Source organism: Prauserella endophytica (assembly GCF_005146945.1).
GTDB classification, from domain to species: Bacteria; Actinomycetota; Actinomycetes; order Mycobacteriales; family Pseudonocardiaceae; genus Prauserella_A; species Prauserella_A endophytica.
Genome location: NZ_SWMS01000006.1, coordinates 216,942 through 243,562 on the forward strand (window position 1 = coordinate 216,942; position 26,621 = coordinate 243,562).

Below are 26,621 nucleotides of genomic sequence, written 5' to 3' on the forward strand. Positions count from 1 at the left end.
TGGCCATGAGCGAAGCCCGAGCGGTGGCCGCGATCGTCGGCCCCGGCAACATCGGCACCGACCTGCTCGCCAAGCTGCGGCGCAGCGAGCGGATCGACGTGCGGTACATGGTCGGCATCGACCCGGCGTCGGAGGGACTCACGCGCGCCGAGGCGCAGGGCGTGCGCACCTCGGCCGAGGGGGTCGACTGGCTGCTGGCTCAGGACGAGCGGCCCGACCTCGTATTCGAGGCGACGTCGGCGAAAGCCCACCTGGCGAGCGCGCCGCGCTACGCCGAGGCGGGGATCCAGGCCATCGACCTGACCCCCGCCGCCGTCGGCCCGTTCACGTGCCCGGTGGTGAACCTGCCCGAGCAGCTCGACGCCCCGAACCTCAACATGATCACCTGCGGCGGCCAGGCCACGATCCCGATCGTGCACGCGGTCTCCTCGGTGACGCCGGTGTCCTACGCCGAGATCGTCGCGTCGGTCTCCTCCCGCTCGGCAGGCCCCGGCACCCGCGCCAACATCGACGAGTTCACCGAGACCACCGCGCACGGCATCGAGCAGGTCGGCGGGGCCGCCAAGGGCAAGGCGATCATCATCATCAACCCGGTGGAGCCGCCGATGATCATGCGGGACACCGTGTTCTGCGCGATCGACCCCGACGCCGACCGGGACGCCGTCAGCGAGTCGATCCACCGCAGGGTCGGCGAGGTCCAGGCCTACGTTCCCGGCTACACCCTCAAGGCCGACCCGCAGTTCGACGACCCCCGGCCCGGCTGGAACGGCAAGGCCAGGGTCGCGGTGTTCCTGGAGGTGGCAGGCAACGGCGACTACCTGCCGACGTACGCGGGCAACCTCGACATCATGACCGCCGCGGCGGCGCGGGTCGGCGAGCTGCTCGCCGGGCGGGTCATCGAGAACAAGGCGGTGCGCGCATGAGCGGGCGGGTCCGGCTGGTCGACACGACGCTGCGTGACGGCAGCCACGCGATGGCACACCAGTTCACCGAACGGAACGTGCGCGACACCGTGCGCGCGCTCGACGACGCCGGGATCTCGCTCATCGAGGTCACCCACGGCGACGGGCTGGGCGGGTCGACGTTCAACTACGGGTTCTCGCTCGTCGACGAGCGGGAGCTGATCGCCGCGGCCGCCGACGAGGCGAAGCAGGCGAAGATCGCCGTGCTGCTGCTGCCCGGCCTCGGCACGGTCACCGACATGAAGGCCGCCGCGGATCTCGGCGCCGGAGCGGTGCGCATCGCGACCCACTGCACCGAGGCCGACGTCTCGATCCAGCATTTCACCGAGGCGCGCGGGCTCGGGCTCGAGACCGTCGGCTTCCTGATGCTCGCCCACATGTCCGAGCCGGAGGCGCTCGCGAAGCAGGCCCGCATCATGGTCGACGCGGGCTGCCAGTGCGTGTACGTCGTGGACTCGGCGGGCGCGCTGATCCTGGAGGACGCCTCCGACCGCGTCGCGGCGCTGGTCGCCGAGGTCGGAGACCAGGCCCAGGTCGGCTACCACGGCCACCAGAACCTCAGCTTCGGCGTCGCCAACTCCGTGCTCGCCTACCGGGCTGGAGCCCGGCAGATCGACGGGTCCCTGCTCGCGCTCGGCGCGGGAGCGGGCAACTCGCCGACCGAGGTCCTGGCGGCGACGTTCGAACGGCTCGGCGTCGAGACCGGTGTGGACAAGGACGTGCTGATGGACGCGGCCGAGAGCGTGGTGAAGCCCTACATCACGCGCCTGCCCGTGATGGACCGATCCTCGATCGTCCAGGGCTTCGCGGGCGTGTACTCCAGCTTCCTGCTGCATGCCGAGCGCGCCGCCGAGCGCTACGGCGTGCCGGCTCACGAGATCCTGTACCGGGTGGGGGAGCGCCGTTACGTCGGCGGCCAGGAGGACATGATCATCGGCATCGCACTGGAGCTGGCCGAGGAGAAGAAGAGCAAGAGCGCGTGATCAGCTGTGCAGTGCGTTGGCGCCGAGCACGAGCCGCACGCAGTGCGCGATCAGTCGCTCGCGGCTGACGTCGAGGCTGCCGCCGAGGTAGGCGGTGAACAGGTTGGCGAGGCCGCCGACGAGGGCGGTCGCGGTCATGGCGCGGTCGCCCTCGTCCACCTTGTCGGAGAGTTGTTCTCTGACGAGCTCGGCGAACATCGGGATGCGCTCAGTGCCGCGCCGGTTGAGGGCGGGGTCGGCGAGCGGGGCGAGCAGCAGCACGCGGCCCTTGCGCGGGTCGTCGAGGATGAGGGTGACGAACGCGGTGACGGCGGCCTCGGCCCTGGCCTCGGCGCCCCGCCCCGCGGTGTCCACGGCCTCCACCAGCGTGCGGTGGGCGTCATGGACCACGCCTTCGTACACGGCGAGGATCAGCTCGTCGCGGTCGGCGAAGTTCTCGTAGAAGTACCGCTCGGTGAGCTTCGACTGCCGGCACACGGCCCGCACGCTCACCGCGCCGCTGCCCCCGGAACCGAGCAGGTCGAGCCCGGCGTCGAGCAGCTGGCGGCGCCGCATGGCCCTGCGGTCGGTCAGCGTGGTGCCCGCCCACGTGCGGCCCTCGACGGTCATCGCCTCGCCCCTCAATTGACTACGAACGTTGTCAATCCTAGCCTGACAACACACGTAGTCACTTGGGAGTGGGACATGACACAGGTCGAGCCACTGGGCCCCGACTCGCTGACCTGGCGGATCTTCGGCGACTGGCGTGGGCTGCTCATCGCCTTGTGGGCGGGCTCCATGCAGAACATGCACCCCGAACTGGGGGCGGGCGTGGAGGAGCACTCGCGGTTTTTCAACGAGCGCTGGGAACGGCTCTTCCGGTCGCTCTACCCGATCGGCGGCGTGGTCTACGACGGCGACCGGGCGCACCAGACCGCGCTGGAGGTCCGCGGCTACCACGACACGATCAAGGGAGTCGACTCCCGGGGCCGCCGCTACCACGCGCTGAACCCGGGCACGTTCTACTGGGCGCACGCCACGTTCTTCGTCAGCACCCTGCTGATCGCCGAGAACTTCATGGGCGGGCTCACCGAACAGCAGAAGCGGACGCTGTTCGACGAGCATGTGCGCTGGTACCGGATGTACGACATGTCCATGCGCCCCGTGCCGAAGACGTGGGAGGAGTTCGGCGAGTACTGGGACCACATGTGCCGCGAGGTGCTGGAGGACAACAAGGCCACGCGCGACGTGCTGGACATCAAGGAGATCGCCAAGCCGGCCGCGCTGCCCTGGCTGCCGGACGCGGTGTGGCGGGCCGTGCGCGGGCCCGCGATGCGCGGCTTCGTGTGGCTCACCGTGGGGATGTACGACGAGCCCATCCGGAAGAAGCTCGGCTACACCTGGAGCGCCCGCGACGAACGGCTGCACCGGCTGGTCGGCAAGGCGATCGGCGCCGCGTTCCGGTTCGTGCCGTTCGAGCGCCGCTACCACCCGCGCGCCCGCGCGGGCTGGCGCCGCGCACTCGGCAAGGACCCCGCGAACGCCCCGCTGGTGCACACGCCGGCGCGTAACCTACCCCCTGTCGAGGAACGCGACTCGCCGACGCACTACTCGCCGGCCTGACCGTCGAAGGAGACAACGTGAAGCTGGGCTACCACATCGGTTACTGGTCCTCGGGTCCGCCGGAGGGCGCGCTGGAGGCGATCCGCGCGGCCGAGGAACTGGGCTTCGACTCGGTGTGGACGGCCGAGGGATACGGCTCCGACGCGCTGACCCCGCTCGCGTGGTGGGGCGCGTCGACCTCGCGCGTCACGCTCGGCACCAACATCGTCCAGATGTCGGCGCGAACGCCGACCGCCACCGCGATGGCCGCGATGACGCTCGACCACCTCAGCGGCGGCCGGTTCGTGCTCGGCCTCGGCGCCTCCGGCCCGCAGGTGGTGGAGGGCTGGTACGGCCAGCCGTATCCCCGGCCGCTCGCCCGCACCCGCGAGTACGTGGAGATCGTGCGCAAGGTCGTCGCCCGCGAGGAGCCGGTGACCCACAGCGGCAAGCAGTACCAGCTGCCGCTGGCCGGGGGCACCGGGCTCGGCAAGCCGCTCAAGTCGACCGTGCATCCGCTGCGCAAGCACATCCCCATCTACCTCGCGGCCGAGGGGCCGAAGAACGTGGCGCTGTCGGCGGAGATCTGCGACGGTTGGCTGCCCCTGTTCTTCTCGCCGCGCACCAACGGCTTCTACCGCGCCGCGCTGGAGGAGGGCTTCGCCCGCCGCGCGGAGCCCGCCGGCGACTTCGAGGTGGCCGCGTCGGTGCCGGTCATCGTGCACGACGACGTGGAAGAGGCGGCACAGGCGATCAAACCCGCGCTCGCCCTCTACATCGGCGGAATGGGCGCGAAGGACGTCAACTTCCACCACGACGTGTTCGCGCGCATGGGCTACGAGGAGGTGGCCGACAAGGTCCAGGACCTCTACCTCGGCGGGCACAAGGCGGAGGCGACCGCGGCCATCCCCACGAAGCTCGTGGAGGACACGGCGCTGATCGGCCCGCCCGCGAAGATCCGCGACGAGCTGGCGGCATGGGAGGAGTCGGTGGTGACCACGCTGCTCGTGCGCGGCGACGCGGCCACCCTGCGCACCGTGGCCGACGTGCTGTCCTGACCGTGGCCCGCCTCACCGGCGAGCACGGGAGGGTGGAACGATTCCCTCACCTGATCCGCTGGCGAGGAGGACCATGTCGGCACTGGGGACGAGAACCCGTCTCGGTTACTCGCTCGGCTCGTTCGTCACCGGCGCCTTCGGCACGGTGCCCGGGTTGCTGTTGCTGCCGTACCTGACAGACACGATGGCCGTGCCCGCCGCCGCGGCGGGCGCCATCGTGCTGCTGCCCAAGGCGTGGGACGTGCTGTTCAACCCCGTCGCCGGCCGGATCTCCGACGCGGGCCTGGCCAAGCGGGGCAGCAGGCGGCGCTCGCTGCTTCTCGGCGGGCTGGTGCTGGCGGTGTTCTTCGCGGCGTTGTTCGCCCACCCCGGCTTCGCCAACGTGGGCCTCGACTCCGCCTACGTGGTGCTGATGTTCTTCGTGTGCGCCACGGCGTTCGCGTTCTTCCAGGTGCCGTTCAACGCGCTGCCCGCGGAGCTGACCGAGGGCTATCACGAGCGCACCCGGATCACCACGTGGCGGATCGGCGTGCTGGCCCTGGCGATCCTCGTCTCCGGTGCCGTGGCCCCGGCGATCGCCGAGTCGATCGGCGGCGTCGACGGCTACCGGGTGATGGGCGTATTCGTCGCCGTGCTGATCGTCATGGGCACGCTGTCGGTGTACTTCGGCATCAAGGGCGCGCCCGCGGGCAAGCTGCTGCAGCCGAGCCCGACCTGGCGCGAGCTGTTCGACACGATGAAGGAGTGGAAGCCCTTCCGCTGGCTGCTGAGTGTCTACTTCGTCCAGTCGCTGGGCGTGGCGACGCTGCTGGCCGGGGTGAGCTACGTGGCCCGGTACGTGCTGGGCGACGCCGGCCTGCAGTCGATGCTGTTCGCCGGGTTCGTCGGTCCGGCGCTGCTGGTGATGCCGCTGTGGGACCGGCTGGGCCGCTCCGGCGGGAAGCTCGTGGGCTTCCGCGTCGCCACGGCGGCGTTCGCGGTGGCGTTGCTGGGCCTGGTGTTCGCGCAGTCGCTGCCGACCGCGGTGGTGTTCGCCTTCGTCGCGCTCGCCGGGGTCGGTTACGCGGGCATCCAGGTGTTCCCGCTCGCGATCCTGCCGGACCTCATCTCGGCGGAGGAGGAGCGGACGGGCGCCACGCGCGCCGGGATCACCGCGGGTGTGTGGACGGCGGCGGAGACGCTCGGTCTCGCGCTGGGCCCCGGCCTGTTCGGCCTCGTGCTCGCCACGGGCGGCTATCTGTCCAGTGTGGACTCCTCAGCCGCCCAGCCGGACAGCGCGATCACCGCGATCACGCTCGGCTTCTCGGCGCTGCCCGCCGTGCTGATCCTGCTCGGCATCCCGCTGCTGCGGCGTAGCGTGCTCGAGACCGACCGCAGGCCCGCGGAGGCCGGGGCATGAGCGCCGAGAACGTGCTCGCCGAGGTGGCGGCGCTGCGCGACGGCGACCTGCCCACCCACGGCGGCCGCACGCTGGCCTACGTCTACGACAGCGGGCTCGCCGGGCTCGACGAGCTCGGCGCGAAGGCCCACGCGCTCGCCTCGTCGGCCAACGGCCTCGACCCGACGGCGTTCCCGAGCCTGCTGCGCATGGAGAACGACCTCGTGGCCGCCGCGGCGGCGCTCCTCGGCGGCACGCCGGAGACCGTCGGCTCGGTGACCTCGGGCGGCACGGAGTCGTGCCTGCTCGCCGTGCTCGCCGCGCGCGAGGGCCGCCGCGACGTCGCGGAGCCGAACATGGTGCTGCCCACCACCGTGCACGCCGCGTTCCGCAAGGCGGCGCACCTGTTCGGCGTCCGCGCGGTGGACGTGCCCGTCGACCCGGTGACGTTCCGCGCCGACCCGGAGGCGATGGCGGCGGCCATCGACGAGAACACGGTCCTGGTGGTGGCGAGCGCGCCGTCCTACGCCCACGGCGTGGTGGACCCCGTCGCCGAGATCGCGCGGGCGGCCTCGGCGAAGGGCGTGCGCCTGCACGTCGACGCGTGCATCGGCGGCTGGGTGCTGCCGTACCTGCGGCGCGCCGGTGCGACCGTCCCGCCGTTCGACTTCACGGTCCCCGGCGTCACCAGCATCTCCGTGGACCTGCACAAGTACGCCTACTGTCACAAGGGCGTCTCGGTGCTGCTGCACGCCGATGCGAGCCTGCGCCGGGGTCACTACTTCGCGAGCGCCGACTGGCCCGGGTACACGATGCTCAACACCACGCTGCAGTCGACGCGCTCGGGCGGCCCGCTCGCCGCGGCGTGGGCGGTGGTGCGCCACGTCGGCGACGCCGGGTACGAGCGGCTCGCCCGCGACACGCTGGCCGCCGTGGCGGAGATCCGCGCCGGGGTGGAGAAGGTCGACGGCCTGCGCGTGCTGGGCTCCCCTGACTCGACACTGCTGGCGCTCGCGCTCGAAGGGGATCCCGGGTTCGACCTGTTCACCGTGGCCGACGAGATGAAGGACCGCGGCTGGTACGTGCAGCCGCAGTTCGCGCACGGCGCCTCGCCCGCCAACCTGCACCTGACGATCACGGCGGCCAACCGGGGCGGCGAGGCGGCGTTCGTCGCCGACCTCGCCGCCTCCGTCGCCGCCGCGCGCAAGGCGGGTCCTGTGGTGGTGGGCGGGGAACTGGAGCAGCTGATCGCCGCGCTCGACCCCGAGCAGCTGACGCCCGAGCAGTTCGAGGGCCTGCTCGCCGGGGCCGGCCTCACCGGCGGCGCCGGGCTGCCGGAGCGGATGGCACAGATCAACGCGCTGCTCGCCGTCGCGCCCGCGCGCCTGCGGGAACGACTGCTCCTCGAGTTCCTCGGGCTGCTCTACCGCCCGCCGTCGCGGTGACCGACGCCGATCAACGAGCTGCCGTCGAGCGTGTCGATCCCGGCCTCGCGGAGCCCGTCGAGGAACCGCGCCCGCACGCGCTCAAGAGCCTCGGGCCCGAGGCCCTGGACGAACCCGCGCATCGCCGCGCCGAGGTAGAACGTCCACGCGTCGTCGGGATGCAGCGGCTGGACGTACCGCACCTGGTGCACGGTGATGTCGCGCAGCCCGAGCGAGGACAGCCACGCGCTGAGCTTCTCCTCGGTGTCGACCCGCTCGCTCGCGTTCGGCTTGCCCGCCTGCCCGGCGAGTTCCGGTCGTTCGGGAAGGGCGGCGTCGCGGCCCACCGGGACGATGCGCGCCATCCCATCCGCCAGCCACGTGCTGACCGCGAACCGCCCACCCGGCCGCAGCCTGCCCACCAGCGTGCGCGCGCCCTCGTCCATGTCCGGGAAGAAGAACACGCCGTACGCCGACTGCACCACGTCGTAGGGCCCGCCGTCGTGGCTGAGCACGTCGGCGGTCTCGAAGCGCGCCTGCGTCAGGCCCAAAGCCTCCGCCTCGCGTGCGCCCCGATCGACGAGCCGCTCGGCCAGGTCCACGGCGTGCACCACACCAGCCGGGCCGACGGCGCGGGCGGCGGGAATCGCGGAGGCACCCGCGCCGCAGCACGCGTCGAGCACCCGCTCGCCGGGCGCCGGCCGCGACACCGCCGTGAGGAGCTCGCCCAGCGGACGCCACAACCTCGCCGACCACAGTGCGAACTCGTCGTGCGCGGCGCTGAAGACGTCGCCGACGCCACCGGCGCTCACCGGCCGAACCGCTGGAAGTGCTTGACGAGCCTGCGCGGCACGAGCATCCGCTCGCCCTCCACCGTGATCGGCACCAGGTCGGGCGGCGTGGCCTTCCACTGCGACCGGCGCGAACGGGTGTTGCTGCGCGACATCCTGCGCTTGGGAACGGCCATCATCGCCTGCCCTTCCGCGTGCCGTAGCGGCGGTGGAACTTCTCGACCTGACCCGCGGAGTCCATGATACGGCGCGTGCCGGTCCAGAACGGGTGCGACCACGCGCTCACGTCGACGAGCACGAGCGGGTAGGTGTTGCCGTCGCTCCACTCGATGGTGCGCTCCGACGTGATGGTGGAGCGGGTGAGGAAGGCGTCGCCGGTGGCGGAGTCCTTGAACACCACGGGGTGGTAGTCGGGATGGATGCCGGGTTTCACGGTGTGTCGTCCTTTCCGGAGGGTGCGCCCACGTCGAAGCGGTCGGGCGCGGGGTCGGTGTCCTCGCACGGCTCCTCGTGCCAGGAACCGAACGGGTCGGGGTAGCGGGCCCAGGCCTGCCTGCCCTCGGCGAGCTCGGCGTCGGTGAGCAGAGCCGCGCGCAGGGCGGCCTCGATCTCGCCGGGCTCGGCCAGGTGGGTCACGATCACGAGCTCCTGCGCGCGGTCGCCCCACACCGGGTCCCAGCGCAGTGACGCGAGGGTGCGCCGCTCGGCGGAGACGTCCTCCCACGCGGGCCCGTCGGTGGAGTCGAGCCACGGTCCGGCGTGTCCGATGCCGAGGCCGCCACCCGCCGACTCCACCCAGAACGCCACGTCCGGCTGGCTCGCCACCCACGCGCGGCCGCGCGTGCGCACCACGCCGTCGAGCAGCAGGTCGATCGCCTCGTGCAGGCGTTGCGGGTGGAACGGCCGCTGCGCCGTGAACGTCAGCACGCTCACGCCGCAGTCGGCGTGCAGCGGCGGCTCGCCGGACAGCAGCGCGCCGTGCGGGTCGGCGGGCTCGCCCCTGCGGGCGTGTTCCGGCACGGCGGCGAGCAGGCCAGCGATGTCCACACCGGACAGTTCCAGCAGCGGCACGGACGGCGCGACCCGTTCGAGCACGGCGCCGGTCTTGGCGGCGGTCCACGCGTCCGGCGCGCTGCCGGCGAACACGAGCACGTCGGCGAACTCCACCTGAGCCAGCGCCACCTGGGCGAGGGTGCGCTCGTCGTCGCGGGCGCCGCGCAGGCCGCGCTCCTCGAGAGTGTCGTCGCCGGTGGCGTCGGCGAGCCAGCTCGCGGCGTCCACCACGGTCACCACGGCCTCCACGTCGACGTCCTCGACCACGGGGCGGTCGCCGACGAGTACGTGGTGCAGCTCCCAGCACACGCGCTCGGGCTCCATCGACTCGTCGAGGCGCACGACGATCCGCTCCACGGCGGGCGTGGCGGCCAGCCTTCGCAGCAGGGGCAGCAGGTCGTGCCGGAGCGTGCAGGACACGCAACCGTGGTCGAGCTCGAGTGTCACCAGCTGGTCGCGCGGGCCTGCCTGCAGCCGCCGGTGGACTATCCCCGCGCCGATGTTGCGGAGGTCGTAGTGGACGACCGCCGTGCCGCGGCCGGTCGCGCGGAACCTCTCCGCGAGGTGCGCGACGGGCCCGGGGGAGAGGCCGCTGATCAGGACGAGGGGCACACGGTGCTTGTCGGTCACGTCGTGTACTGTAAATGAAAACGGTTATCAATATCAAGGAGGGAGGGTGTGTGTCCGCGATCTGCCAGGTCACCGGCCGCAAACCAGGGTTCGGCAAACAGGTCTCGCACTCCCACCGCCGCACGTCGCGGCGCTGGGACGTCAACGTGCAGACGCGCAGGTACTGGGTGCCGAGCGAGAACCGCTGGGTGCGCCTGCGCGTGTCGGTGAAGGGCATGAAGACGATCGACAAGCGCGGGATCGACGCCGTGGTCGCCGAGCTGCGCGCGAAGGGGGTCAAGCTCTGACATGGCCCGCAACGACGTCCGGCCGATCATCAAGCTCCGGTCCACCGCAGGCACCGGCTACACCTACGTGACCAGGAAGAACCGCCGCAACGACCCCGATCGCATGGTGCTGCGCAAGTACGACCCGCGCGCCCGCCGCCACGTCGAGTTCCGCGAGGAGCGCTGATGGCCAAGAAGTCGAAGATCGCCCGCAACGAGCAGCGCAGGACGATCGCCGCCCGGTACGCGGAGCGCCGTGCGGAGCTGAAGGCCGTGATCCGCTCGCCGCGGTCCACCCCGGAGGAGAAGGCAGCCGCCGTCTCCGCGCTGCAGGCGATGCCGCGCGACGCCAGCCGCACGCGTATCCGCAACCGCGACGCCGTGGACGGCCGCCCGCGCGGGTACTTCCGCGCGTTCGGCCTCTCCCGGATCCGGCTGCGGGAGATGGCGCACCGGGGCGAGCTGCCCGGCGTGAGCAAGTCGAGCTGGTGAGGAGCGACATGGCGAAGACCGACCGGGTGCGTCCCGGCAAGCGCAAGCGGAACCTGTTGCGGGCCGAGCGCGTGGAGTACGTCGACTGGAAGGACGTCGACCTCCTGCGCAAGTTCATCTCCGACCGGGGCAAGATCCGCGCCCGGCGGGTCACCGGCCTCACCCCGCAGGAACAGAAGCAGGTCGCCACGGCGATCAAGAACGCCCGTGAGATGGCCCTGCTGCCCTACCCGGCGCCGAAGCGAGCCTGACCAACGGCCCCCAAGGCCACCTTTGTTGCTCCCACCCGTCTCCCGCCGCCACCCGAACGGAGACGCTGCGCGCCGTAGTGCTCGGTCCACGCAACAAAGGTGGCCTTGGGGGGCAGGTCTGCCGCTCCTGTGATGCTGGCCGCACCTTGCGGCCACGGCGGTGCCCTCGGCGCGCCGGCGCCGCACCGCGTTCGCCGGGTGACCCGCGCCCGAGGCCGCCCGCGGGATCTGGGCCGGTGCGGGAAAAGCCCCGGTCACGGGCGGTTGGGGCCGTGGTCAGGGTGGTCGTCGGCGATCGGCGCTCCGTGGCCGGGGCGGCACCGCGGGACGCCGCAACCCTGATCGCGCGCCCGCGAACGCCGGGCGGCATGCTTGCACGCATGGCGGACGAGCAGCACTACCTGGTCGGGCTTGACCTCGCGGGACGCCGCGTGGTCGTGATCGGCGGCGGCACGGTCGCGCAGCGACGGCTGCCGCGGCTGACCAGAGCCGGTGCCGTGGTGGAGCTGATCTCGCCCGAGACCACCCCATCCGTGAGCGCGATGGCCGACGCCGGTGAGCTCACCTGGCATCGGCGGACCTACCGCGATGGCGACCTCGATGGCGCCTGGTACGCGCTGGCGCTCACCGACGACCCCGAGGTCAACGCCGCCGTGTGCGCGGAGGCCGAGCGCTCACGGGTGTTCTGCGTGCGCGCCGACAACGGCATCGAGGGCAGCGCCGTCACCCCCGCGTCTGGCGAGCACGACGGGCTGCTGCTCGGTGTCCTCTCCGGCGGCAACCCGCGCCGCTCCGCCGCCGTGCGTGACAGCGTGCTCGACGGCCTGCGCGCGCGTACCGTCGCCGACCCCGGCGAGGACGTCGAACGGGAGCAGGCCGGGGTCGCGCTGGTCGGCGGAGGGCCCGGCGACCCGGAGCTGATCACCGTCCGTGGCCGCCGCCTGCTGGCAAGGGCCGACGTCGTGGTGGTCGACCGGCTCGCCCCGCGGGAGCTGCTCGACGAGCTGCCGCCGCACGTCGAGGTGATCGACGCCGCGAAGATCCCCTACGGCCGCGCCGCGAGCCAGGACGTGATCAACAAGGCGCTCGTCGACAACGCCAGGGCCGGCAAGTTCGTGGTGCGCCTCAAGGGCGGCGACCCCTACGTCTTCGGCCGCGGCTTCGAGGAGGTGCTCGCGTGCGCCGAGGCGGGGGTGCCCGTCACGGTCGTGCCCGGCATCACCAGCGCCTTCGCCGTGCCCGCCGTCGCCGATGTCCCCGTGACCCACCGCGGCGTGGCCCACGAGGTCGTGGTCGTCTCCGGCCACGTGCCGCCGGGGCACGAGCAGTCCCTGGTCGACTGGAACGCGCTGGGGCGGTTGCGCGGCACCGTCGTGCTCATGATGGGCGTGGAGCGGATCGAGCAGTTCGCCGAAGCGCTGGTGAAGGCGGGCCGCCCCGCCGACACGCCGGTCGCGATGATCCAGGACGGCACGATGCGCACCCAGAAGGTGGTGCGCTCGACGCTCGAGGAGATCGCGGTGGACGCCGCGGCGGCCGGGATCAAACCGCCCGCCGTGACCGTGATCGGACCGGTCGCCGACGTCGGCGCCCTGGTTCAGCGCTCGTAGCGGTCGCGGACGAACCCGGTGATCCGCTCGGTCAGCCGCGCCGGGTCGAAGCGGAGCTCCACCGGACTGCGGGCCTGGACGAACTCGGCGTCCGGGAGGTCGGCCGCGAGCGTGTCGGCGTCGCCGAAGGGGTGGATCGGGTCGCGCTGGTGGCCGATCACCAGCGCCGGGATCCGGATCTCCCCGCGCACCGACCTCGGCGGCGCGATCCGGCCGAAGAACACGCCGTGCAGCAGCGCGGCCATCGCCGCCGGGCGCTGGTCGAGCGTGTCGGTGACGACGTCGACCCACTGGTTGCCGTGCGGGACCCGGCGGGCGAGCGCGCCCACCGCGCGAACCGTGACCGGCAGGAAGCGCGCGGCGAACAGCAGCGGGCCGAACGTGAGCAGCCCGGCCACGATGGCGTTGTCCAGCACCGGCATCTCGACGATCAGCCCCTGCACGCGCTCGGGCGCCTCGACGGCGACCTCCAGAGCGACGTTGGCGCCCAGCGACGTCCCGCCGACCACGGCGCGCTCGATGCCGAGGTGGTCGAGCAGGGCGACCGTCTGCTCCGCGAACGCGGGCATCGAGTACAGCCACGAGTCGGCGGGCCGGTCGGAGTCGCCGTGCCCGAGCAGGTCGAGCGTCACCACGCGGAAGCCGTCGGCGGCGAGCTTGCGGGCCAGCGGCGCGTGCATACGGCGGCTGAACATGATCCCGTGCGTCAGCACCACGACGTCGGGGCCCGAGCCGTACTCGGTGTAGGCGAGGCGGTGTCCGTCGAGGCCGCCGAACTCGAACGAGCCCACCAGCTCCAGTGGCCGGGGCGGGCGCCGGCGCGGGGCGGGTAGCGGCTCGTCGAGTGCCGTGACGCTGGTCATGGGCTCAGGCTAACGTGACTGGCCGCCCCGGCACGGCGTACGTCAGGATGACACCCATGACCGATCCCGCCGGAAACGCCGAAAACCTGCAGAACCTGGTGTCGCTCAAGGTGGAGCGAGCCGGGCACGTCGCGGAGGTGACGCTGCTCGGCCCCTCGAAGGGCAACGCCATGGGCCCCGACTTCTGGCGGGAGCTGCCGCTGGTCTTCCGCGCGCTCGACGACGACCCCGAGGTCAGGGCGATCGTGCTGACCGGCAGCGGCGCGCACTTCTCCTACGGGCTCGACCTGCCCGCGATGCTGCCCGGCTGGTCCGAGTACCTCGCCGGGGACGCGCAGGCGGGGCCGAGGACGAAGTTCCTCGCCGAGATCCGCAGGCTCCAGGAGTCCGTGGGCGCCGTCGCCGCCACCCGGAAGCCCGTGATCGCCGCGGTGTCCGGCTGGTGCATCGGCGGCGGGGTCGACGTGATCGCCGCCGCCGACATCCGGCTGGCCAGCGCCGACGCGAAGTTCAGCGTCCGCGAGGTCAAGGTCGCGATCGTGGCCGACCTCGGCAGCCTCCAGCGCCTGGCCGGGATCATCGGCGAGGGGCACCTGCGCGAGCTCGCGTTCACCGGCCGCGACATCGACGCCGCGCGCGCCGAGAGGATCGGCCTCGTCAACGACGTCTACCCGGACCAGGACGCCGTGCTCGCCGCGGCCAGGGAGCTGGCGAACGAGATCGCCGCCAACCCTCCGCTGGTCGTGCAGGGGGTCAAGGACGTACTGTCCGTCGGCGCCGGACAGCGGGTCGAGGCCGGGCTGCGGTACGTCTCGGCCTGGAACGCCGCGTTCCTGCCCAGCAAGGACCTCGGCGAGGCGGTACAAGCATTCATGGAACGGCGGGCCCCCCAGTTCAGGGGCGAGTGAGAGAGGGAGATCGTGGGCAACGACGCTGCGACGGCTCATCAGCGGTTCCGCGAGGCGCGGGACTACCTCATCGCGCACCGCGAGGACTACGACACGGCCTACGCGAACTTCGCGTGGCCGGAGTTCACCGAGTTCAACTGGGCGCTCGACTGGTTCGACCGGATCGCCGCCGACCCCGCGAACGCCGAGCGCTACGCGCTGTGGATCGTCGAGGAGGACGGCACCGAGGGCCGCTGGACCTACCCCGAGCTGGCGCGCCGGTCCAACCAGGTCGCCAACTGGCTGCGCGCGCGGGGCGTGCGACGCGGTGACCGGCTCATCCTCATGCTGGGCAACCAGGTCGAGCTGTGGGAGACGATCCTCGCGGCGATCAAGCTCGGCGCCGTGATCATCCCCGCGTCGACACTGCTCGGCCCGGCCGACCTGCGCGACCGCGTCGACCGCGGCGCGGCCCGGCACGTCGTGATCCGCGCGGCCGACGCGGAGAAGTTCGCCGACGTGCCCGGCGACTACACGCGGATCGTCGTGGGGGAGCCCGTCGATGGCGCTGCCGGCTGGTTCTCGTTCGCCGACGCCTACTCCGCCGAGGGGGAGTTCACGCCGGACGGGCCGACCGCGGCGACCGACCCGCTGCTGCTGTACTTCACCTCCGGCACGACGGCGAAGCCGAAGCTCGTGCAGCACACGCACGTGTCCTACCCGGTGGGCCATCTGTCCACGATGTACTGGATCGGTCTCGAACCGGGCGACGTGCACCTGAACATCTCCTCGCCGGGCTGGGCGAAGCACGCGTGGAGCAACGTGTTCGCGCCCTGGAACGCCGAGGCGACCGTGTTCCTCTACAACTACACGCGCTTCGACGCTGGCGCGCTCATGGCGCAGATGGACCGCTGCGGCATCACGAGCTTCTGCGCGCCGCCCACCGTGTGGCGCATGCTGATCCAGGCCGACCTGACCGCGCTGAGCACGCCGCCGGCCAAGGTCGTCGGCGCGGGGGAGCCGCTCAACCCCGAGGTGATCGAGCAGGTCCGCAAGTCGTGGGGCGTGACGATCCGCGACGGCTTCGGGCAGACCGAGACGAGCGTGCAGATCGCGAACACCCCTGGGCAGGAGGTCAAGCCGGGCTCGATGGGCCGCGCCGTGCCGGGATTCGCGGTGGTGCTGGTCGATCCGGTCACCGGTGAGCGCACGGAGGAGGGCGAGATCTGCCTCGACCTGTCGCGCAGGCCGGCGGGGCTCATGGTGGGCTACGCCGACGACGAGGAGCGCACCGCGACCGCGTTCGAGGGCGGCTACTACCACACGGGTGACGTGGGCTCGATCGACGAGCGCGGCTACATCACCTACGTGGGCCGCACCGACGACGTGTTCAAGGCCAGCGACTACCGGATCTCGCCGTTCGAGCTGGAGAGCGTGCTGCTGGAGCACGACGCCGTGGCCGAGGCCGCGGTGGTGCCGTCGCCGGACCCGCTCCGCCTGGCCGTGCCCAAGGCCTACGTCGTGCTCGCGGCCGGCCACGAGCCGGACGCCGCGACGGCGGAGAGCATCCTGGCCTTCTGCCGCGAGCATCTGGCTCCGTACAAGCGAATCCGCAGGCTCCAGTTCGCCGATCTGCCCAAGACGATCTCGGGCAAGATCCGGCGCGTGGAGCTGCGCGGCAAGGAGGACGAGGCCGGCCAGCGGCGCCCGGAGGGCGAGTTCCGCGAGGAGGACTTCCCGGGCCTGAAAGGCTAGGCACTACTCAGTGTGACGGCCACCGCTTCTCTAGGATCCATTGTAGACAGTCGATGACCAGCGGCGCCCGGTCGTTTCCCGATCGGCCGGGTGACGTTCGGCCTTATCGGCTAACGGATCGGCCGTGGGGGCCGATGTACCTGGTGAGTGACGAACCGGCGGGTTTGCACCACGGGACCCGCCGGTTACCCCCGGCACGTCACCACGGATCCGACCACAGAGAGCGATGAGTACCGACAACGAGAACGGGACCGCGGTCCCGGCTTCGACAGCCACCACAGCCAGGACACCCATGACCTCGACCGAACGGGCGGGCTCCCCGCCGACCACGCCGTGCACGGTCGTGTGGAGCCACGGCCGTCCCTACGTGCTCGAGAGCGGGCCGGGCCGGCCGCGGTGGATGGGCACCGACGACCACGGCAGGCCACAGGCGCTGACCAGGGAGGACCTGCGCCGCCGCGGGTGGAGCTACCGGCGGCACACCTGAGCGCGCGTTATCCGCGAACGGATACGGTGAACGCGTGACCGAGTCGGCGAGACCCCGCGAACACGCGGACGTACCGCAGGCGGCTCCCGAGCCGTCGCTGGCGCGACAGGCGCTCACCCTGCCGAACATCCTGTCGATCCTCCGCCTCGCCGGCGTGCCGGTGTTCCTGTGGCTCCTGCTCGGGCCGGAGGAGGACGGCTGGGCGCTGCTCGTGCTGGTGTTCGGCGCTCTCACCGACTGGCTCGACGGCAAGCTCGCCCGCTGGCTCGACCAGACCAGCAGGCTCGGCCAGCTGCTCGACCCCGCCGCCGACCGGCTCTACATCGTGGCCACGCTCGTGGCGTTCCTGGTCCGCGACATCATCCCGTGGTGGTTCGTCGCGGCGCTCGTCGCGCGCGAGCTGATCGTCGGCGTCGCACTGGTCATCCTGCGCCGCAACGGTTTCGCCCCGCCGGAGGTCACCTACGTCGGCAAGGGCGCCACCTTCTGCCTGATGTACGCGCTGCCGTTGCTGCTGCTCATCCAGGGCGACTCGCTCACGGCCGAGATCCTGCGGCCCATCGCCTACGCGTTCACCATCTGGGGCGGGCTGCTCTATCTGTGGTCCGGCGCGCTCTACGTCGTGCAAACCGTCAAGGCCGTGTCCGGCCGCCCGCTCGCGCACCGCGGGTGACGGACTGCCGTGCTTTTCGCGATCCCGCCTCGGCGTTGTGCGAAGATGCGCAGCACGCAGGCAGCGTAGGAGCACGAAAGGGGAACGGGGTTGTCCACTCCGGAAGAGCTGCGCTACACCGAGGAGCACGAGTGGGTCGCCGTCCGGGGCGGCGAGACCGTGCGCGTCGGGATCACCGAGTACGCGCAGGACCAGCTCGGCGACGTCGTGTTCGTCGATCTCCCCGAGGTCGGGCGCCAGGTGGACGCCGGTGACGTGTTCGGCGAGGTCGAGTCGACCAAGAGTGTCTCCGAGCTGTTCGCGCCGCTGGACGGCGAGATCGTGGCGGTGAACGACGCCGTGTCCGAATCGCCCGAGCTCATCAACAGCGACCCCTACGGTGAGGGCTGGCTCATCGAGATCAGGCTCGATGACGCGAGCACCGTGGAGGGCCTGCTCGACGCCGAGGCCTACCAACGCGTGACCGAGGGCTGATCAGGGGAGCCCCGGCGCCTTCGGCCGACCTGGCACGGTACGTTGGCTACACCACGTTTTCGATGACGACACTTCAGTGCGTAAGGAGAGCTCAGGTGAGCACGAACGACGGGCCCGGCGTTCCCCCGGAGCAGTCTCCGGAGCGGACCTCCGTATTCCGGGCCGACTTCCTGTCGGAGATGGAGGGACAGGAGGCACCTGCGGTCGAGCCGCAGGAGACGGGCGTCGACGCCCTGCCGTCGGGCTCCGCACTGCTCGTGGTCAAGCGCGGCCCCAACGCGGGTTCCCGTTTCCTGCTCGATCGTGACACCACGAGCGCAGGCCGCCACCCGGACAGCGACATCTTCCTCGACGACGTCACCGTCTCGCGCCGCCACGCCGAGTTCCGCCGGGAGGGCGGCGAGTTCGTGGTGATCGACGTGGGCAGCCTCAACGGGACCTACGTCAACCGCGAGCCGGTCGACCAGGCGGTGCTCGCGGGCGGGGACGAGGTCCAGATCGGCAAGTTCCGCCTCGTCTTCCTGACCGGTCCCGGGCACGGGGGTCAGGGGGCACAGTGACGGCTGCCGGGCGGCCACAGCGTGACGGGTTGAGCATCGGGGTCGTGCTCGCGCAGCTGCGCAAGGACTTCCCCGACGTCACCATCTCGAAGATCAGGTTCCTCGAGTCCGAGGGCTTGGTTCAGCCTGGTCGCACGCCGTCCGGCTATCGTCAGTTCACCCCCGCGGACGTGGAGCGGCTCCGGTTCGTCCTGGCGGCACAGCGTGATCACTACCTGCCGCTCAAGGTCATCAAGGAGCAGCTCGACGCCGCCGACCGCGGCGCCGAGCCCGCCGCGCCGTCTCCCCGGTTGCCCCGCAAGCTCGTCCCGCTGGGCTCGCCCGAGTCCAACGGCGGCTCGGCGCAGCTGCCCGGCGCGGATGACTTCGCGACCGACCGCGAGGTGCGGCTGACGCGGGAGGAGCTGCTGGCCGAGGCGGGAATCGACTCCGGGATGCTGCAGGAGTTGCAGCAGTACGGGTTGATCCGTCCCGGCGCCGCCGGCTTCTACGACACCGACGCCGTGCAGATCGCGAGAACCGTCAAGACCATGACGGAATTCGGTATCGAGCCGAGACATCTGCGCGCGTTCCGCGCGTCCGCCGACCGGGAAGTCGGGCTGCTGGAACAGATCGTGGCGCCCGTGTACCGGCACCACGACGCCGATGCGAAGGCGCGAGCGGACGAGCTGGTGCGGGAGCTGGCGGCGCTGTCGGTCGCGCTGCACACGTTGCTGGTCAAGGCGGGCATCCGGGGTGTGACCGGCGGATAGGCGGCGCTTCCGGCCCACATGTGGTCATCGGTGTTCCGCGTGTCGCGTCTGTTACGCCACAGAGCGAACCCTCAACGATCTCACGCGGATGCCGTACGGTGAGTGCAAGGTTCGCGAAAACCGAGCCGGGCAGAAGTAGTTTCGAAGCGAGCACAGCGCCCGCATGACGGGTAGCGTCGACAGTGTCGATGCGAGATCCTCGTGAGAGCGCTGCAGCCCGCGCGCAGGAGAGGGAGGCGAAGCCCGATGAGCGAGATGCGCGTCGTCGGCGTACGGGTCGAGCTACCCGCCAATCAGCCGATTCTGTTGCTGCGGGAAACCGAGGGCGAGCGGTACCTCCCGATCTGGATCGGCTCGGTCGAAGCCACCGCGATCGCGTTGGAGCAGCAAGGTGTCCGGCCCGCCCGTCCGCTGACCCACGACCTGCTCAAGGAAGTCATCGGCGCACTCGGCCGGGAGCTCCAGCAGGTGATCATCACCGACCTGCGCGAGGGCACGTTCTTCGCCGAGCTGGTGTTCGACGGGGACATCCGGGTGTCGGCGCGGCCCAGCGACTCCGTCGCGCTCGCCCTGCGCGTGGGCGTTCCGATCCACGCGGAGGAAGGCGTGCTCGAGGAGGCCGGGCTGATCATCCCGGACGAGCAGGAGGACGAAGTCGAGAAGTTCCGCGAGTTCCTCGACTCCGTCTCCCCCGAGGATTTCCGGGGCGCCGACACCTGAGGCCGCCCCGGCCCTACGGCCGTGCCGCCCTGATGAACAGCTCCGCCAGCTCCCTGCCGTAGGCCTCGACATCGAGGTCCGGCTCCCTGGCGAGCCTGGCCGTGACGCCGTCGATGGCCTGGCGGATCGCCATCGCCATCACCTCGACGTCGAACTCGCCGAAGACCCCTTCGTGTTGTCCTTGCCGGAGCTGGCGCTCCAGCCTGCCGGTGGCGACGCCCTTCAGGACGAGCGGCACCATGGGCGCCTCGTCCCCGGCCGCCGTGCCGGTGGCGATCTCCAGCAGCGCTCGCGCGTGGCGCGGGTGGTCGCCGAGGAAGGCGACCTCCGACCGGATGTAGGCGCCGAGCATCGCCGCCCGTTCGGTCTCGTCGCCCAGCCGCTGCTGCAGGAACCGGTCCTGCAGGTCGACGATCGCGCCGATCGTGGCCATGATCAGTTCGTCCTTGGTGCCGAAGTGGTACGAGATCATCCGGGTGCTGCTGAGCCCGGCCCGTTCCACGATCCGGGCGAACGACGTCTTCCGGTATCCCAGTTCCGCCATCGCGTCGATGGTCGCGTCGATGATCTGTGCCCGGCGCGCCTCCTCCGTGACCGTGAGGCCGAGGCCGCCGCCGAACTCTCTCGAATCCCTCTTTACCTGCATGAGTAAAAATTAACACAGCCAAGTAAATGTCGCAAGGAGCAGGGAAGTCTCGATATCGACTTGAGGGTGCCCGCGCGTCGCGTTGACCGGCCCGCTGAGCAGGCATACCGTCGAGGGGACGATGAATCGCGCTGGTGTGATTAGCGCCTGACTGGGGCAGGCCCACGCCGCGTGACGGTCATACCGGTCGGTCCCGCCCCGGGGCCGGCGGTCTTGTTTCGCCGGTCGTGAGGCCGGGCGAGAGGAGGCATGCGTGGTCGAGGAGAGCCCGATCAGGGCCGCCGACGGCGAGCAGGGAGAGTTGTTTCCCGACGCGTCGCTGCCGGACGAGCTGGTTGGCTACCGCGGTCCCGCTGCGTGCCAGATCGCCGGTATCACGTACCGGCAGCTCGACTACTGGGCCAGAACCAAGCTCGTGATGCCGAGCATCCGCACCGCGCACGGCTCGGGTTCGCAGCGACTGTACTCGTTCAAGGACATCCTCGTCCTCAAGATCGTCAAGCGGCTGCTCGACACCGGTGTCTCGCTGCAGAACATCCGGGTCGCGGTGGACCACCTGCGGGCGCGGGGAGTGCGCGACCTCGCGCGCGTCACGCTCTTCTCCGACGGCACCACGGTGTACGAGTGCACCTCGCCCGAGGAGATCGTCGATTTACTGCAGGGCGGACAGGGCGTGTTCGGCATCGCCGTGAGCGGAGCCATGCAGGAGATCAGCGGAACGATCCACGAGTTCCCCGCGGAGCGCGCCGATGGCGGCGAGCTGGAGCCCGTCGTGCCCGACGAGCTCTCCGAGCGCCGCAAGGCTCGCCGCACCGGCTGACCTGAGACGTAACTTGACGGCTCAGGCGGGGACCCTGTCGAGGAAGCCGTATACCTTGCCGATGCGGTCCTCGCCCTCGGCGACGACCACGTCGAAGCCGATCACCACGGGCTCCGCGCCGTCCTGGCCGAGGTGCCAGGTGAACCGGGCCGTGTCGTGGTGACCGTCGACGGCCCCGCCGAGGCTGAACGTCAGCCCCGCGAACCGCTCCTGCGCGCCCGCGACGAACGTCTCCACGCCGTCCCAGCCCCGGACGCTGCCGAGCGGGTCGGTGTACGTCGCGTCCTCGGTGAACAGCCGCTCGATGAGGGCACGCCGCCTGCCGGCGTCGGTGGCGTTCCAGATCTCCAGGTAGCGCTCGGCGAGGGTGGTGTACTCGGGCATTGTCGGAACCTTTCTCGGAAGGTGCCGCGGTTCGTGTCCCCATCACCGTGCCCGTACGCGTGCCGCCCGTCGATTACCCCGGACGTCATGGCCGCGGCGAGGGCGCGGCCGTAGGTTGAGCCTCGTGACGACAGTGACGACCGCGCGCAGGCCTCCGGTTGGCGAGCTGCTGCGCGCGTGGCGGGACCGCCGCCGGATCAGCCAGCTCGACCTCGCCATCGCGGCCGACATCTCGACCCGGCACCTCAGTTTCGTCGAGACGGGCCGGTCCGCCCCGAGTCGCGACATGGTGCTGCGCCTCGGCGAGCACCTCGACGTCCCGCTGCGTGAGCGCAACCAGCTGCTGCTCGCCGCGGGTTTCGCTCCGGTGTACCCGGAGAGCTCGCTCGACGACCCCGAGCTGGCCGCGGTGCGCGACGCCGTGCGCAGGCTCCTCACCGGTCACGAGCCGTACCCGGCGGTGGTGATCGACCGCCGCTGGAACCTGCTCGAGGGCAACGCCGCGGTCGCCGTGCTGATCGAGGGCGTGGCGCCCGAGCTGATGGGACCGCCCGCCAACGTGCTGCGCGTGACGCTGCACCCCGACGGCATGGCGTCCCGCATCGTGAACCTGGGGGAGTGGCGGGCGCACCTGCTCGGCAGGCTGCGCCGCGAGGTCGCGGTCACCGCCGATCCGGAGCTGGCCGCGCTGCTGGAGGAGCTGCGCGGCTACCCGTGCGACGACGAGGTGCCCGAGGTCGAGATTCCCGGCCCCGGCGACTTCCTCGTGCCGCTGCGCCTGCGCCACGAGGGTCGTGAGCTGTCGTTCTTCAGCACCGTCGCCACGTTCGGCACGCCGTTGGACGTGACGCTGGCGGAGCTGTCGATCGAGTCGTTCTACCCGGCCGACGCGGAGACCGCCGAGGTGCTGCGCGGCGTCACGGCCTGCTGAGGCCGACCTCGTCGAAGTGCTCGCGCTGCTCGGGGGCCAGAAGATAGGCGCGGAAGGACTGGGCGGCCCGCTGCTGCGTCGCGTCCACCCCGTCGCCGGCGAGCGCCACGTACGGGAAGTCGCCCTGCTTGCCGGTGGCCACGGACTGGCCCTGCGAGCCGACGATGGCGGGCCGGCCCTCCGCCAGCTTCTCGGCCCACGACGCCGACTCGGGCAGCCATGCGGCGGGCGTGCCGCCACCCAGGGAGGCGGAGCTGCCGCGGCCGAGCAGAGCGTCGAGAACCCGGTCCGACTTGGCGGCGTGGACATCGACGGTCACGCAGTGGCCGTGGACGACCGTGCGCTCGTCGTTCCACCGCATGGCCGACTTCGTCACCGGCTCCGCGGCGGCCGGCGCCACGACGACGCGCAGCACGCTGTCGCCCTCCTGGCAGTCCGACGCCTGTGCCTCGGCCCGGCTCGCCACCACGCCGTCGGCCCAGTTCCATCCGAACCAGCCGGTCACCAGCAGGCCGACCAGCACGACGCACGCGATCGGCCACGCGGCCACCCGCCGCCGCGCGGCCTTGCCGACGGCCCGGTGGGTTCCGGTGGTGGTGGTCCGGGCATCAGGACGCTCAGTAGCGGGTTCCTCGACCCTGCTGTGCCGCCCCATCGATGTCCTCTCGCCTTCCCGCACGGACGCTGAACACGCTCCGTGTACGTAGCCAAAACGTTATCACTCTAACAGGCGAGAACCTGGGCGGAATGTGACGCTGATCAGCTCCCCGAGACGATCACGCATCGTGCTCGGTGAGCAGCGTGCGGTAGTGCTCGATCAGCCTGGCGCGCAGTGGCGCGGCCCTGCGGGCGAACGCGGCCTGCTCGCGCGCGTACTCGGTGCGGCCCTCAGCGGTCTCTATCCGCACGGGGGAGTGGCCGAGCGAGGACAGGTCGTACGGGCTCGCGCGCATGTCGAGCAGCCGGATGTCGGCGGCGAGCGCGAAGCAGTCGCCGAGCAGCTCCGAGGGCACGAACGGGCCGAGCTTGTAGGCCCACTTGTAGAGATCCATGCCGACGTGAAGGCAGCCCGGCTGGTCCAGGTCGCGCTGGGTCTCGCGGGTGGGCCGCAGCTCGTTGCGCGGGCGGGCGGCGTCGGTGAAGAACCGGTACGCGTCGAAGTGCCCGCACCGCACGCCGAGCGACTCCACCACCTCGTCGGTGCCGCCTGAGCCGAGCCGCAGCGGCAGCTGCGCGTGCCGGACGTCCCCGGCGGGGAGGCGGTAGACCATGGCCCACTCGTGCAGGCCGAAGCAGCTCAGCCGGGGCCGGCGCGACGCGGTGGCCTCCAGCAGCGAGAGCACGTACCGCGAGGTCCGGACGTGCCGCTCGGTGAACGCGCGCGGGTCGAGCGTGATGCCGCCGTCGACCTCCTGGTAGCCCTTCCGGTCGAGGAACCGCCGCGCCGACGGCCCGCCGAGCACGACGCCTGGTCCGGGCTGCCAGCGTTCCAGGTGCGACGGCGGGTGCGAGTAGTAGGTGAACAGGAAGTCCAGCACCGGGTGCTTCTCACCGAGCGAACGGCGCCGCTGGTGCGGCACCGTCCACTCGCGCATCCGCTCGACGTGCACGTCCTCGCGCGCCCGCCACTCCCGCTCGGCAAGCCACATGGGTTACATGGTGACGTGCGTGCCGTCGCGGACGGTACCCACGTACTCCTCGACGAGGTCCTCCAAGGCCACGATGCCCACGACCCTGGCCGAGCTGTCGACCGCCTTCGCCAGGTGGCTGCCCTCGCGGCGCATCGCGGAGAGCGCGTTGTCGAGCCGGGCGTAGAGCGGCAGCTCGGTCAGGTTGCGGGTCTTGGCCACCGGAACCGTGGTCGCCGGGTCGTCGCCGACCTGGTCGAGCACGTCCTTGACGTGGATGTAGCCGGTCAGCTCGCCGTTCTCGGTGCGCACGGGGAAGCGCGAGAACCCGGTCTCCGACACGGCCCGCTCGACATCGCCCACGGTCGGCCCCGGGGCCAGCGTGGTCAGCTCCTCGACGGGCACCAGCACGTCCGCGACCGTCTTCTCCACCGATGACAGGGTCTGGGTGAGCCTGCGGTGCTCGGAGTGCTCCAGCAGGCCCTCGCGGCGCGACTCGCTGAGCAGCTCGGCCAGCTCGTCGGAGGTGTAGCCGGCGTCGATCTCGTCCTTGGGCTCCACCCGCATCAGTCGCAGCACGCCGTTGGCGAGGCCGTTGAGCAGCCAGATGAACGGCTTCACCAGCCGCACCCACGCGACGTGCACCGGCACGAGCCACAGGGCGAGGCGCTCGGGCTCGGCGATGGCGATGTTCTTCGGCACCATCTCGCCGATCAGCACGTGCAGCAGCGTGATCGCCACGAGCGTCACGGTGAACGAGACCGCGTGCACGAGGTAGATCGGCAGCGGCACCCCGAGCGCCGCCACGGCGGCCTCCAGCTGGTGGGCCACCGCGGGCTCGCCGAACTGCAGCAGGAGCAGTGAGCAGATCGTGATGCCCAGCTGCGCGCCCGCGAGCATGAGCGAGACGTGCCTGCCTGCGTTGAGGACGATCCTGGCGCGGCCCTTGCCCTGCTCCAGCAGCGCCTCGAGCCGGTCTCGCCGCGAGGAGATGAGCGAGAACTCGGCGCCGACGAAGAAGGCGTTGCACAGCAGCAGTACGCCGATGAGCGAGATCGCTACCCAGTCGTTCACGGGCTCACCTCGCGGCGCTGCACGTTGACCTCGGCGATGCGATGGCGGTCCATGCTGGTCACGACCAGCCGCCAGCCGTCGAGGTCGAGGGCGTCACCGACGTCCGGGATGTGGCCAAGGCGCTCCAGGAGCAGCCCGGCGATGGTCTCGTAGTCACCCTCGGGCATCCGGAAGCCGGTGACGTCGAGGACCTCGTCGTCGCGCAGCTGCCCGGACACCATCCAGGAGTCGGACGTGAGCTGCTGCGACGCGGGCTGCTCTCGCTCGTCGTGCTCGTCGCGGACGTCGCCGATGATCTCCTCGACCACGTCCTCGAGCGTCACCAGCCCGGCGCTGCCGCCGTACTCGTCCACGACGATCGCGAGCTGGAAGCGGGAGTCCCGCAGCCGGTTGAGCAGCGAGTCGCCGGGCAGCGACTCGGGAACCGTCGGCACCGGCCGCATCACCGACGAGATCGGCACGGTGCGGCGCTCGGCGGCGGGCACGGTGAACGCCTGCTTGACGTGCACGGCGCCCTGCACGTCGTCGAGGTCCTCCCGGTAGACGGGGAAGCGCGAGAAACCGGTGCGGCGCGACAGCTCGACGAGGTCGTGCACGGTGCCGTCCATGCGCAGCGACTCCAGGCGCACGCGTGGCGTCATCAGCTCGCCCGCCGTGCGCTCGCCGAACCGCAGCGAGCGGTCGAGCAGCTGGGCCGTGGAGACGTCGAGCGTGCCGGTCTGCGCGCTCGTGCGCACGATCGAGCCGAGCTCCTGCGGCGAACGTGCCGAGCGGAGCTCCTCCTGCGGCTCGATGCCGAGCTTGCGGACGACCCAGTTGGCGCTGTTGTTCATGAGCGTGATGAGCCAGCGGAACAGCGCGGAGAACCGGGAGTGGTAGCCGGCGACCGCGCGGGCCGTCTGCAGCGGGCGCGCCACGGCAAGGTTCTTGGGCACCATCTCGCCGATCACCATCGACAGCGTTGTCGCCAGCAGCATCGCGACGACCAGCGACGTTCCGGCGGCGGCGCGGTCGGAAAGGCCGAGCTCGGTGAGCCAGGGCCTGATGATCCCGCCCAGCAGCGGCTCGGCGACGTAACCGGTGACCAGCGTGGTGAGCGTGATGGCGACCTGCGCGCCCGAGAGCTGGAACGACAGCGTGCGGTGGGCTTTCAGCAGGGTCTTCGACCTGCGGTCGCCCACCTGGCGGATGTTGGACTCGATGGTGCTGCGCTCGAGCGTCGTCAGGGAGAACTCCGCGGCCACGGCCAGGCCGGTTCCGACGGTCAGCAGGACGACGAACAGGACGCCGAGGACGGTGAGCACGACTTCCATCAGCGCGCACCGTCCTCCCTGGCGCGGGCGGACGAGATCAGGCAGCCGGGTCGGTCACCCGGCCGACTACTGTCACCAGGTGACTGCGCATCGCGCACGAAAGATGTCACTCCTCATGGGACCAGCCGGAAAGAAGGGTGGCGTCATCTTAACCAGGTGAAACGCCTCAGGTGTG

33 protein-coding genes are annotated in these 26,621 nt (G+C 71.3%); 21 read left to right on the top strand and 12 right to left on the bottom strand.

The genetic code is table 11. The features are described from left to right. Nucleotides 1-5: 5 nt before the first annotated feature. Both FCN18_RS13895 and dmpG read left to right on the top strand, forming a co-directional pair. Complete coding sequence (locus FCN18_RS13895; protein ID WP_112268953.1) at nt 6-923, top strand: acetaldehyde dehydrogenase (acetylating); 918 nt, start codon at nt 6-8, stop codon at nt 921-923. Continuing rightward, nucleotides 920-1,945, top strand: coding sequence for a 4-hydroxy-2-oxovalerate aldolase (dmpG, locus tag FCN18_RS13900; protein WP_112268955.1), 1,026 nt, complete (start codon nt 920-922; stop codon nt 1,943-1,945). Before FCN18_RS13895 ends, dmpG begins: the two co-directional genes overlap by 4 nt. Here the strand turns inward: dmpG and FCN18_RS13905 are convergent, their stop codons facing one another. Beyond that, entirely contained in the window at nt 1,946-2,554 is a 609-nt protein-coding gene (locus FCN18_RS13905) for a TetR/AcrR family transcriptional regulator (protein ID WP_112268957.1), read from the bottom strand. A 75-nt stretch (nt 2,555-2,629) separates the two neighbouring features. On the opposite strand from FCN18_RS13905, the gene FCN18_RS13910 reads away from it, so the two are divergent. The 4 genes from FCN18_RS13910 to FCN18_RS13925 all read left to right on the top strand — a co-directional run bounded on the left by FCN18_RS13910 (nt 2,630) and on the right by FCN18_RS13925 (nt 7,407). Then, nucleotides 2,630-3,547, top strand: a complete 918-nt coding sequence (locus FCN18_RS13910; RefSeq protein ID WP_137095301.1) for an oxygenase MpaB family protein — start codon at nt 2,630-2,632, stop codon at nt 3,545-3,547. A 17-nt stretch (nt 3,548-3,564) separates the two neighbouring features. Next, nucleotides 3,565-4,584 (top strand): LLM class F420-dependent oxidoreductase, encoded by a 1,020-nt coding sequence (locus FCN18_RS13915; protein ID WP_113641418.1) that lies wholly within the window; start codon nt 3,565-3,567, stop codon nt 4,582-4,584. A 73-nt stretch (nt 4,585-4,657) separates the two neighbouring features. Then, nucleotides 4,658-5,983, top strand: coding sequence for an MFS transporter (locus FCN18_RS13920; RefSeq protein ID WP_112268962.1), 1,326 nt, complete (start codon nt 4,658-4,660; stop codon nt 5,981-5,983). Continuing rightward, nucleotides 5,980-7,407 (top strand): pyridoxal phosphate-dependent decarboxylase family protein, encoded by a 1,428-nt coding sequence (locus FCN18_RS13925; RefSeq protein ID WP_137095302.1) that lies wholly within the window; start codon nt 5,980-5,982, stop codon nt 7,405-7,407. Before FCN18_RS13920 ends, FCN18_RS13925 begins: the two co-directional genes overlap by 4 nt. Here the strand turns inward: FCN18_RS13925 and FCN18_RS13930 are convergent. The 4 genes from FCN18_RS13930 to mrf are packed head-to-tail and all read right to left on the bottom strand — an operon-like array spanning nt 7,386 to nt 9,860. Continuing rightward, nucleotides 7,386-8,198 carry a class I SAM-dependent methyltransferase gene (locus FCN18_RS13930; protein ID WP_112268966.1) on the bottom strand — a complete coding sequence of 271 codons (813 nt, stop codon included), beginning with the start codon at nt 8,196-8,198 and terminating at the stop codon, nt 7,386-7,388. The genes FCN18_RS13925 and FCN18_RS13930 overlap by 22 nt on opposite strands. Next, complete coding sequence (rpmF, locus tag FCN18_RS13935) at nt 8,195-8,353, bottom strand: 50S ribosomal protein L32 (protein ID WP_112268968.1); 159 nt, start codon at nt 8,351-8,353, stop codon at nt 8,195-8,197. The genes FCN18_RS13930 and rpmF overlap by 4 nt, the downstream gene beginning before the upstream one ends. Next, nucleotides 8,353-8,610 carry a type B 50S ribosomal protein L31 gene (locus FCN18_RS13940; RefSeq protein ID WP_112268970.1) on the bottom strand — a complete coding sequence of 86 codons (258 nt, stop codon included), beginning with the start codon at nt 8,608-8,610 and terminating at the stop codon, nt 8,353-8,355. The genes rpmF and FCN18_RS13940 overlap by 1 nt, the downstream gene beginning before the upstream one ends. Beyond that, nucleotides 8,607-9,860 (bottom strand): ribosome hibernation factor-recruiting GTPase MRF, encoded by a 1,254-nt coding sequence (mrf, locus tag FCN18_RS13945; protein WP_137095303.1) that lies wholly within the window; start codon nt 9,858-9,860, stop codon nt 8,607-8,609. The genes FCN18_RS13940 and mrf overlap by 4 nt, the downstream gene beginning before the upstream one ends. 50 nt (nt 9,861-9,910) lie before the next feature. On the opposite strand from mrf, the gene rpmB reads away from it, so the two are divergent. From rpmB to cobA, 5 genes are all read left to right on the top strand, one after another. Continuing rightward, the gene (gene rpmB, locus FCN18_RS13950; RefSeq protein ID WP_112268974.1) at nt 9,911-10,147 is read left to right on the top strand and encodes a 50S ribosomal protein L28; all 237 of its coding nucleotides are present in this window, start codon (nt 9,911-9,913) and stop codon (nt 10,145-10,147) included. A gap of 1 nt (nt 10,148) precedes the next feature. After that, on the top strand, nt 10,149-10,313 hold the full coding sequence (rpmG, locus tag FCN18_RS13955; protein WP_110335620.1) for a 50S ribosomal protein L33: 165 nt from the start codon (nt 10,149-10,151) through the stop codon (nt 10,311-10,313). Continuing rightward, nucleotides 10,313-10,618, top strand: coding sequence for a 30S ribosomal protein S14 (gene rpsN, locus FCN18_RS13960; protein ID WP_137095304.1), 306 nt, complete (start codon nt 10,313-10,315; stop codon nt 10,616-10,618). Before rpmG ends, rpsN begins: the two co-directional genes overlap by 1 nt. An 8-nt stretch (nt 10,619-10,626) precedes the next feature. Next, on the top strand, nt 10,627-10,869 hold the full coding sequence (rpsR, locus tag FCN18_RS13965; RefSeq protein ID WP_113641423.1) for a 30S ribosomal protein S18: 243 nt from the start codon (nt 10,627-10,629) through the stop codon (nt 10,867-10,869). A 380-nt stretch (nt 10,870-11,249) separates the two neighbouring features. Further along, nucleotides 11,250-12,479 carry a uroporphyrinogen-III C-methyltransferase gene (gene cobA, locus FCN18_RS13970; protein ID WP_113641483.1) on the top strand — a complete coding sequence of 410 codons (1,230 nt, stop codon included), beginning with the start codon at nt 11,250-11,252 and terminating at the stop codon, nt 12,477-12,479. Here the strand turns inward: cobA and FCN18_RS13975 are convergent. After that, nucleotides 12,467-13,342 carry an alpha/beta fold hydrolase gene (locus tag FCN18_RS13975; RefSeq protein ID WP_112268980.1) on the bottom strand — a complete coding sequence of 292 codons (876 nt, stop codon included), beginning with the start codon at nt 13,340-13,342 and terminating at the stop codon, nt 12,467-12,469. The two genes, cobA and FCN18_RS13975, sit on opposite strands and share 13 nt — an antisense overlap. Before the next feature lie 56 nt (nt 13,343-13,398). Here FCN18_RS13975 and FCN18_RS13980 point away from each other — a divergent pair, with 56 nt between their 5' ends. From FCN18_RS13980 to FCN18_RS14015, 8 genes are all read left to right on the top strand, one after another. Beyond that, nucleotides 13,399-14,250, top strand: coding sequence for a crotonase/enoyl-CoA hydratase family protein (locus tag FCN18_RS13980; RefSeq protein ID WP_113641424.1), 852 nt, complete (start codon nt 13,399-13,401; stop codon nt 14,248-14,250). Between the two features lie 12 nt (nt 14,251-14,262). After that, a complete protein-coding gene (locus FCN18_RS13985) occupies nt 14,263-15,984 on the top strand; it encodes an AMP-binding protein (protein ID WP_112268984.1) in 1,722 nt (573 codons plus the stop codon). Between the two features lie 292 nt (nt 15,985-16,276). Further along, a complete protein-coding gene (locus FCN18_RS13990; protein WP_112268986.1) occupies nt 16,277-16,471 on the top strand; it encodes a hypothetical protein in 195 nt (64 codons plus the stop codon). A 34-nt stretch (nt 16,472-16,505) separates the two neighbouring features. Continuing rightward, nucleotides 16,506-17,144, top strand: coding sequence for a CDP-alcohol phosphatidyltransferase family protein (locus FCN18_RS13995; protein ID WP_112268988.1), 639 nt, complete (start codon nt 16,506-16,508; stop codon nt 17,142-17,144). Between the two features lie 90 nt (nt 17,145-17,234). Then, nucleotides 17,235-17,618 (top strand): glycine cleavage system protein GcvH, encoded by a 384-nt coding sequence (gcvH, locus tag FCN18_RS14000; protein ID WP_113641426.1) that lies wholly within the window; start codon nt 17,235-17,237, stop codon nt 17,616-17,618. A 95-nt stretch (nt 17,619-17,713) separates the two neighbouring features. Continuing rightward, a complete protein-coding gene (gene garA / locus FCN18_RS14005) occupies nt 17,714-18,178 on the top strand; it encodes a glycogen accumulation regulator GarA (RefSeq protein WP_110335627.1) in 465 nt (154 codons plus the stop codon). Beyond that, nucleotides 18,175-18,930 carry a transcriptional regulator FtsR gene (gene ftsR / locus FCN18_RS14010; protein ID WP_170200554.1) on the top strand — a complete coding sequence of 252 codons (756 nt, stop codon included), beginning with the start codon at nt 18,175-18,177 and terminating at the stop codon, nt 18,928-18,930. Before garA ends, ftsR begins: the two co-directional genes overlap by 4 nt. A gap of 246 nt (nt 18,931-19,176) precedes the next feature. Continuing rightward, complete coding sequence (locus FCN18_RS14015) at nt 19,177-19,650, top strand: bifunctional nuclease family protein (RefSeq protein ID WP_110335629.1); 474 nt, start codon at nt 19,177-19,179, stop codon at nt 19,648-19,650. Nucleotides 19,651-19,663: 13 nt separating this feature from the next. Here FCN18_RS14015 and FCN18_RS14020 read toward each other — a convergent pair whose 3' ends face one another. Further along, entirely contained in the window at nt 19,664-20,296 is a 633-nt protein-coding gene (locus FCN18_RS14020; RefSeq protein WP_137095305.1) for a TetR/AcrR family transcriptional regulator, read from the bottom strand. 253 nt (nt 20,297-20,549) lie between these two features. On the opposite strand from FCN18_RS14020, the gene FCN18_RS14025 reads away from it, so the two are divergent. Next, nucleotides 20,550-21,116 carry a MerR family transcriptional regulator gene (locus FCN18_RS14025; protein WP_112268995.1) on the top strand — a complete coding sequence of 189 codons (567 nt, stop codon included), beginning with the start codon at nt 20,550-20,552 and terminating at the stop codon, nt 21,114-21,116. A gap of 21 nt (nt 21,117-21,137) precedes the next feature. On the opposite strand, the gene FCN18_RS14030 is transcribed toward FCN18_RS14025, so the two are convergent. Further along, the gene (locus FCN18_RS14030) at nt 21,138-21,500 is read right to left on the bottom strand and encodes a nuclear transport factor 2 family protein (protein ID WP_137095306.1); all 363 of its coding nucleotides are present in this window, start codon (nt 21,498-21,500) and stop codon (nt 21,138-21,140) included. A 124-nt stretch (nt 21,501-21,624) separates the two neighbouring features. Here FCN18_RS14030 and FCN18_RS14035 point away from each other — a divergent pair, with 124 nt between their 5' ends. After that, entirely contained in the window at nt 21,625-22,431 is an 807-nt protein-coding gene (locus FCN18_RS14035; protein ID WP_369973555.1) for a helix-turn-helix domain-containing protein, read from the top strand. Here the strand turns inward: FCN18_RS14035 and FCN18_RS14040 are convergent. The 4 genes from FCN18_RS14040 to FCN18_RS14055 form a co-directional block, all read right to left on the bottom strand. Next, nucleotides 22,418-23,086 carry a substrate-binding domain-containing protein gene (locus FCN18_RS14040; protein WP_112269001.1) on the bottom strand — a complete coding sequence of 223 codons (669 nt, stop codon included), beginning with the start codon at nt 23,084-23,086 and terminating at the stop codon, nt 22,418-22,420. The two genes, FCN18_RS14035 and FCN18_RS14040, sit on opposite strands and share 14 nt — an antisense overlap. A 121-nt stretch (nt 23,087-23,207) precedes the next feature. Continuing rightward, complete coding sequence (locus FCN18_RS14045; RefSeq protein WP_137095307.1) at nt 23,208-24,080, bottom strand: 3-methyladenine DNA glycosylase; 873 nt, start codon at nt 24,078-24,080, stop codon at nt 23,208-23,210. 3 nt (nt 24,081-24,083) lie between these two features. Further along, nucleotides 24,084-25,133 (bottom strand): hemolysin family protein, encoded by a 1,050-nt coding sequence (locus FCN18_RS14050; RefSeq protein ID WP_112269006.1) that lies wholly within the window; start codon nt 25,131-25,133, stop codon nt 24,084-24,086. Further along, nucleotides 25,130-26,446 carry a hemolysin family protein gene (locus FCN18_RS14055; RefSeq protein WP_137095308.1) on the bottom strand — a complete coding sequence of 439 codons (1,317 nt, stop codon included), beginning with the start codon at nt 26,444-26,446 and terminating at the stop codon, nt 25,130-25,132. Before FCN18_RS14055 ends, FCN18_RS14050 begins: the two co-directional genes overlap by 4 nt. Between the last annotated feature and the right edge of the window lie 175 nt (nt 26,447-26,621).

Coding starts and splice junctions, on each gene's coding strand:
- FCN18_RS13895 (WP_112268953.1), top strand. CDS start 6: ATGAGCGAAGCCCGAGCGGTGGCCGCGATCGTCGGCCCCGGCAACATC.
- dmpG (WP_112268955.1), top strand. CDS start 920: ATGAGCGGGCGGGTCCGGCTGGTCGACACGACGCTGCGTGACGGCAGC.
- FCN18_RS13905 (WP_112268957.1), bottom strand. CDS start 2,554: ATGACCGTCGAGGGCCGCACGTGGGCGGGCACCACGCTGACCGACCGC.
- FCN18_RS13910 (WP_137095301.1), top strand. CDS start 2,630: ATGACACAGGTCGAGCCACTGGGCCCCGACTCGCTGACCTGGCGGATC.
- FCN18_RS13920 (WP_112268962.1), top strand. CDS start 4,658: ATGTCGGCACTGGGGACGAGAACCCGTCTCGGTTACTCGCTCGGCTCG.
- FCN18_RS13925 (WP_137095302.1), top strand. CDS start 5,980: ATGAGCGCCGAGAACGTGCTCGCCGAGGTGGCGGCGCTGCGCGACGGC.
- rpmF (WP_112268968.1), bottom strand. CDS start 8,353: ATGGCCGTTCCCAAGCGCAGGATGTCGCGCAGCAACACCCGTTCGCGC.
- rpmG (WP_110335620.1), top strand. CDS start 10,149: ATGGCCCGCAACGACGTCCGGCCGATCATCAAGCTCCGGTCCACCGCA.
- rpsN (WP_137095304.1), top strand. CDS start 10,313: ATGGCCAAGAAGTCGAAGATCGCCCGCAACGAGCAGCGCAGGACGATC.
- rpsR (WP_113641423.1), top strand. CDS start 10,627: ATGGCGAAGACCGACCGGGTGCGTCCCGGCAAGCGCAAGCGGAACCTG.
- cobA (WP_113641483.1), top strand. CDS start 11,250: ATGGCGGACGAGCAGCACTACCTGGTCGGGCTTGACCTCGCGGGACGC.
- FCN18_RS13975 (WP_112268980.1), bottom strand. CDS start 13,342: ATGACCAGCGTCACGGCACTCGACGAGCCGCTACCCGCCCCGCGCCGG.
- FCN18_RS13980 (WP_113641424.1), top strand. CDS start 13,399: ATGACCGATCCCGCCGGAAACGCCGAAAACCTGCAGAACCTGGTGTCG.
- FCN18_RS13990 (WP_112268986.1), top strand. CDS start 16,277: ATGACCTCGACCGAACGGGCGGGCTCCCCGCCGACCACGCCGTGCACG.
- FCN18_RS14015 (WP_110335629.1), top strand. CDS start 19,177: ATGAGCGAGATGCGCGTCGTCGGCGTACGGGTCGAGCTACCCGCCAAT.
- FCN18_RS14020 (WP_137095305.1), bottom strand. CDS start 20,296: ATGCAGGTAAAGAGGGATTCGAGAGAGTTCGGCGGCGGCCTCGGCCTC.
- FCN18_RS14030 (WP_137095306.1), bottom strand. CDS start 21,500: ATGCCCGAGTACACCACCCTCGCCGAGCGCTACCTGGAGATCTGGAAC.
- FCN18_RS14040 (WP_112269001.1), bottom strand. CDS start 23,086: ATGGGGCGGCACAGCAGGGTCGAGGAACCCGCTACTGAGCGTCCTGAT.
- FCN18_RS14045 (WP_137095307.1), bottom strand. CDS start 24,080: ATGTGGCTTGCCGAGCGGGAGTGGCGGGCGCGCGAGGACGTGCACGTC.
- FCN18_RS14055 (WP_137095308.1), bottom strand. CDS start 26,446: ATGGAAGTCGTGCTCACCGTCCTCGGCGTCCTGTTCGTCGTCCTGCTG.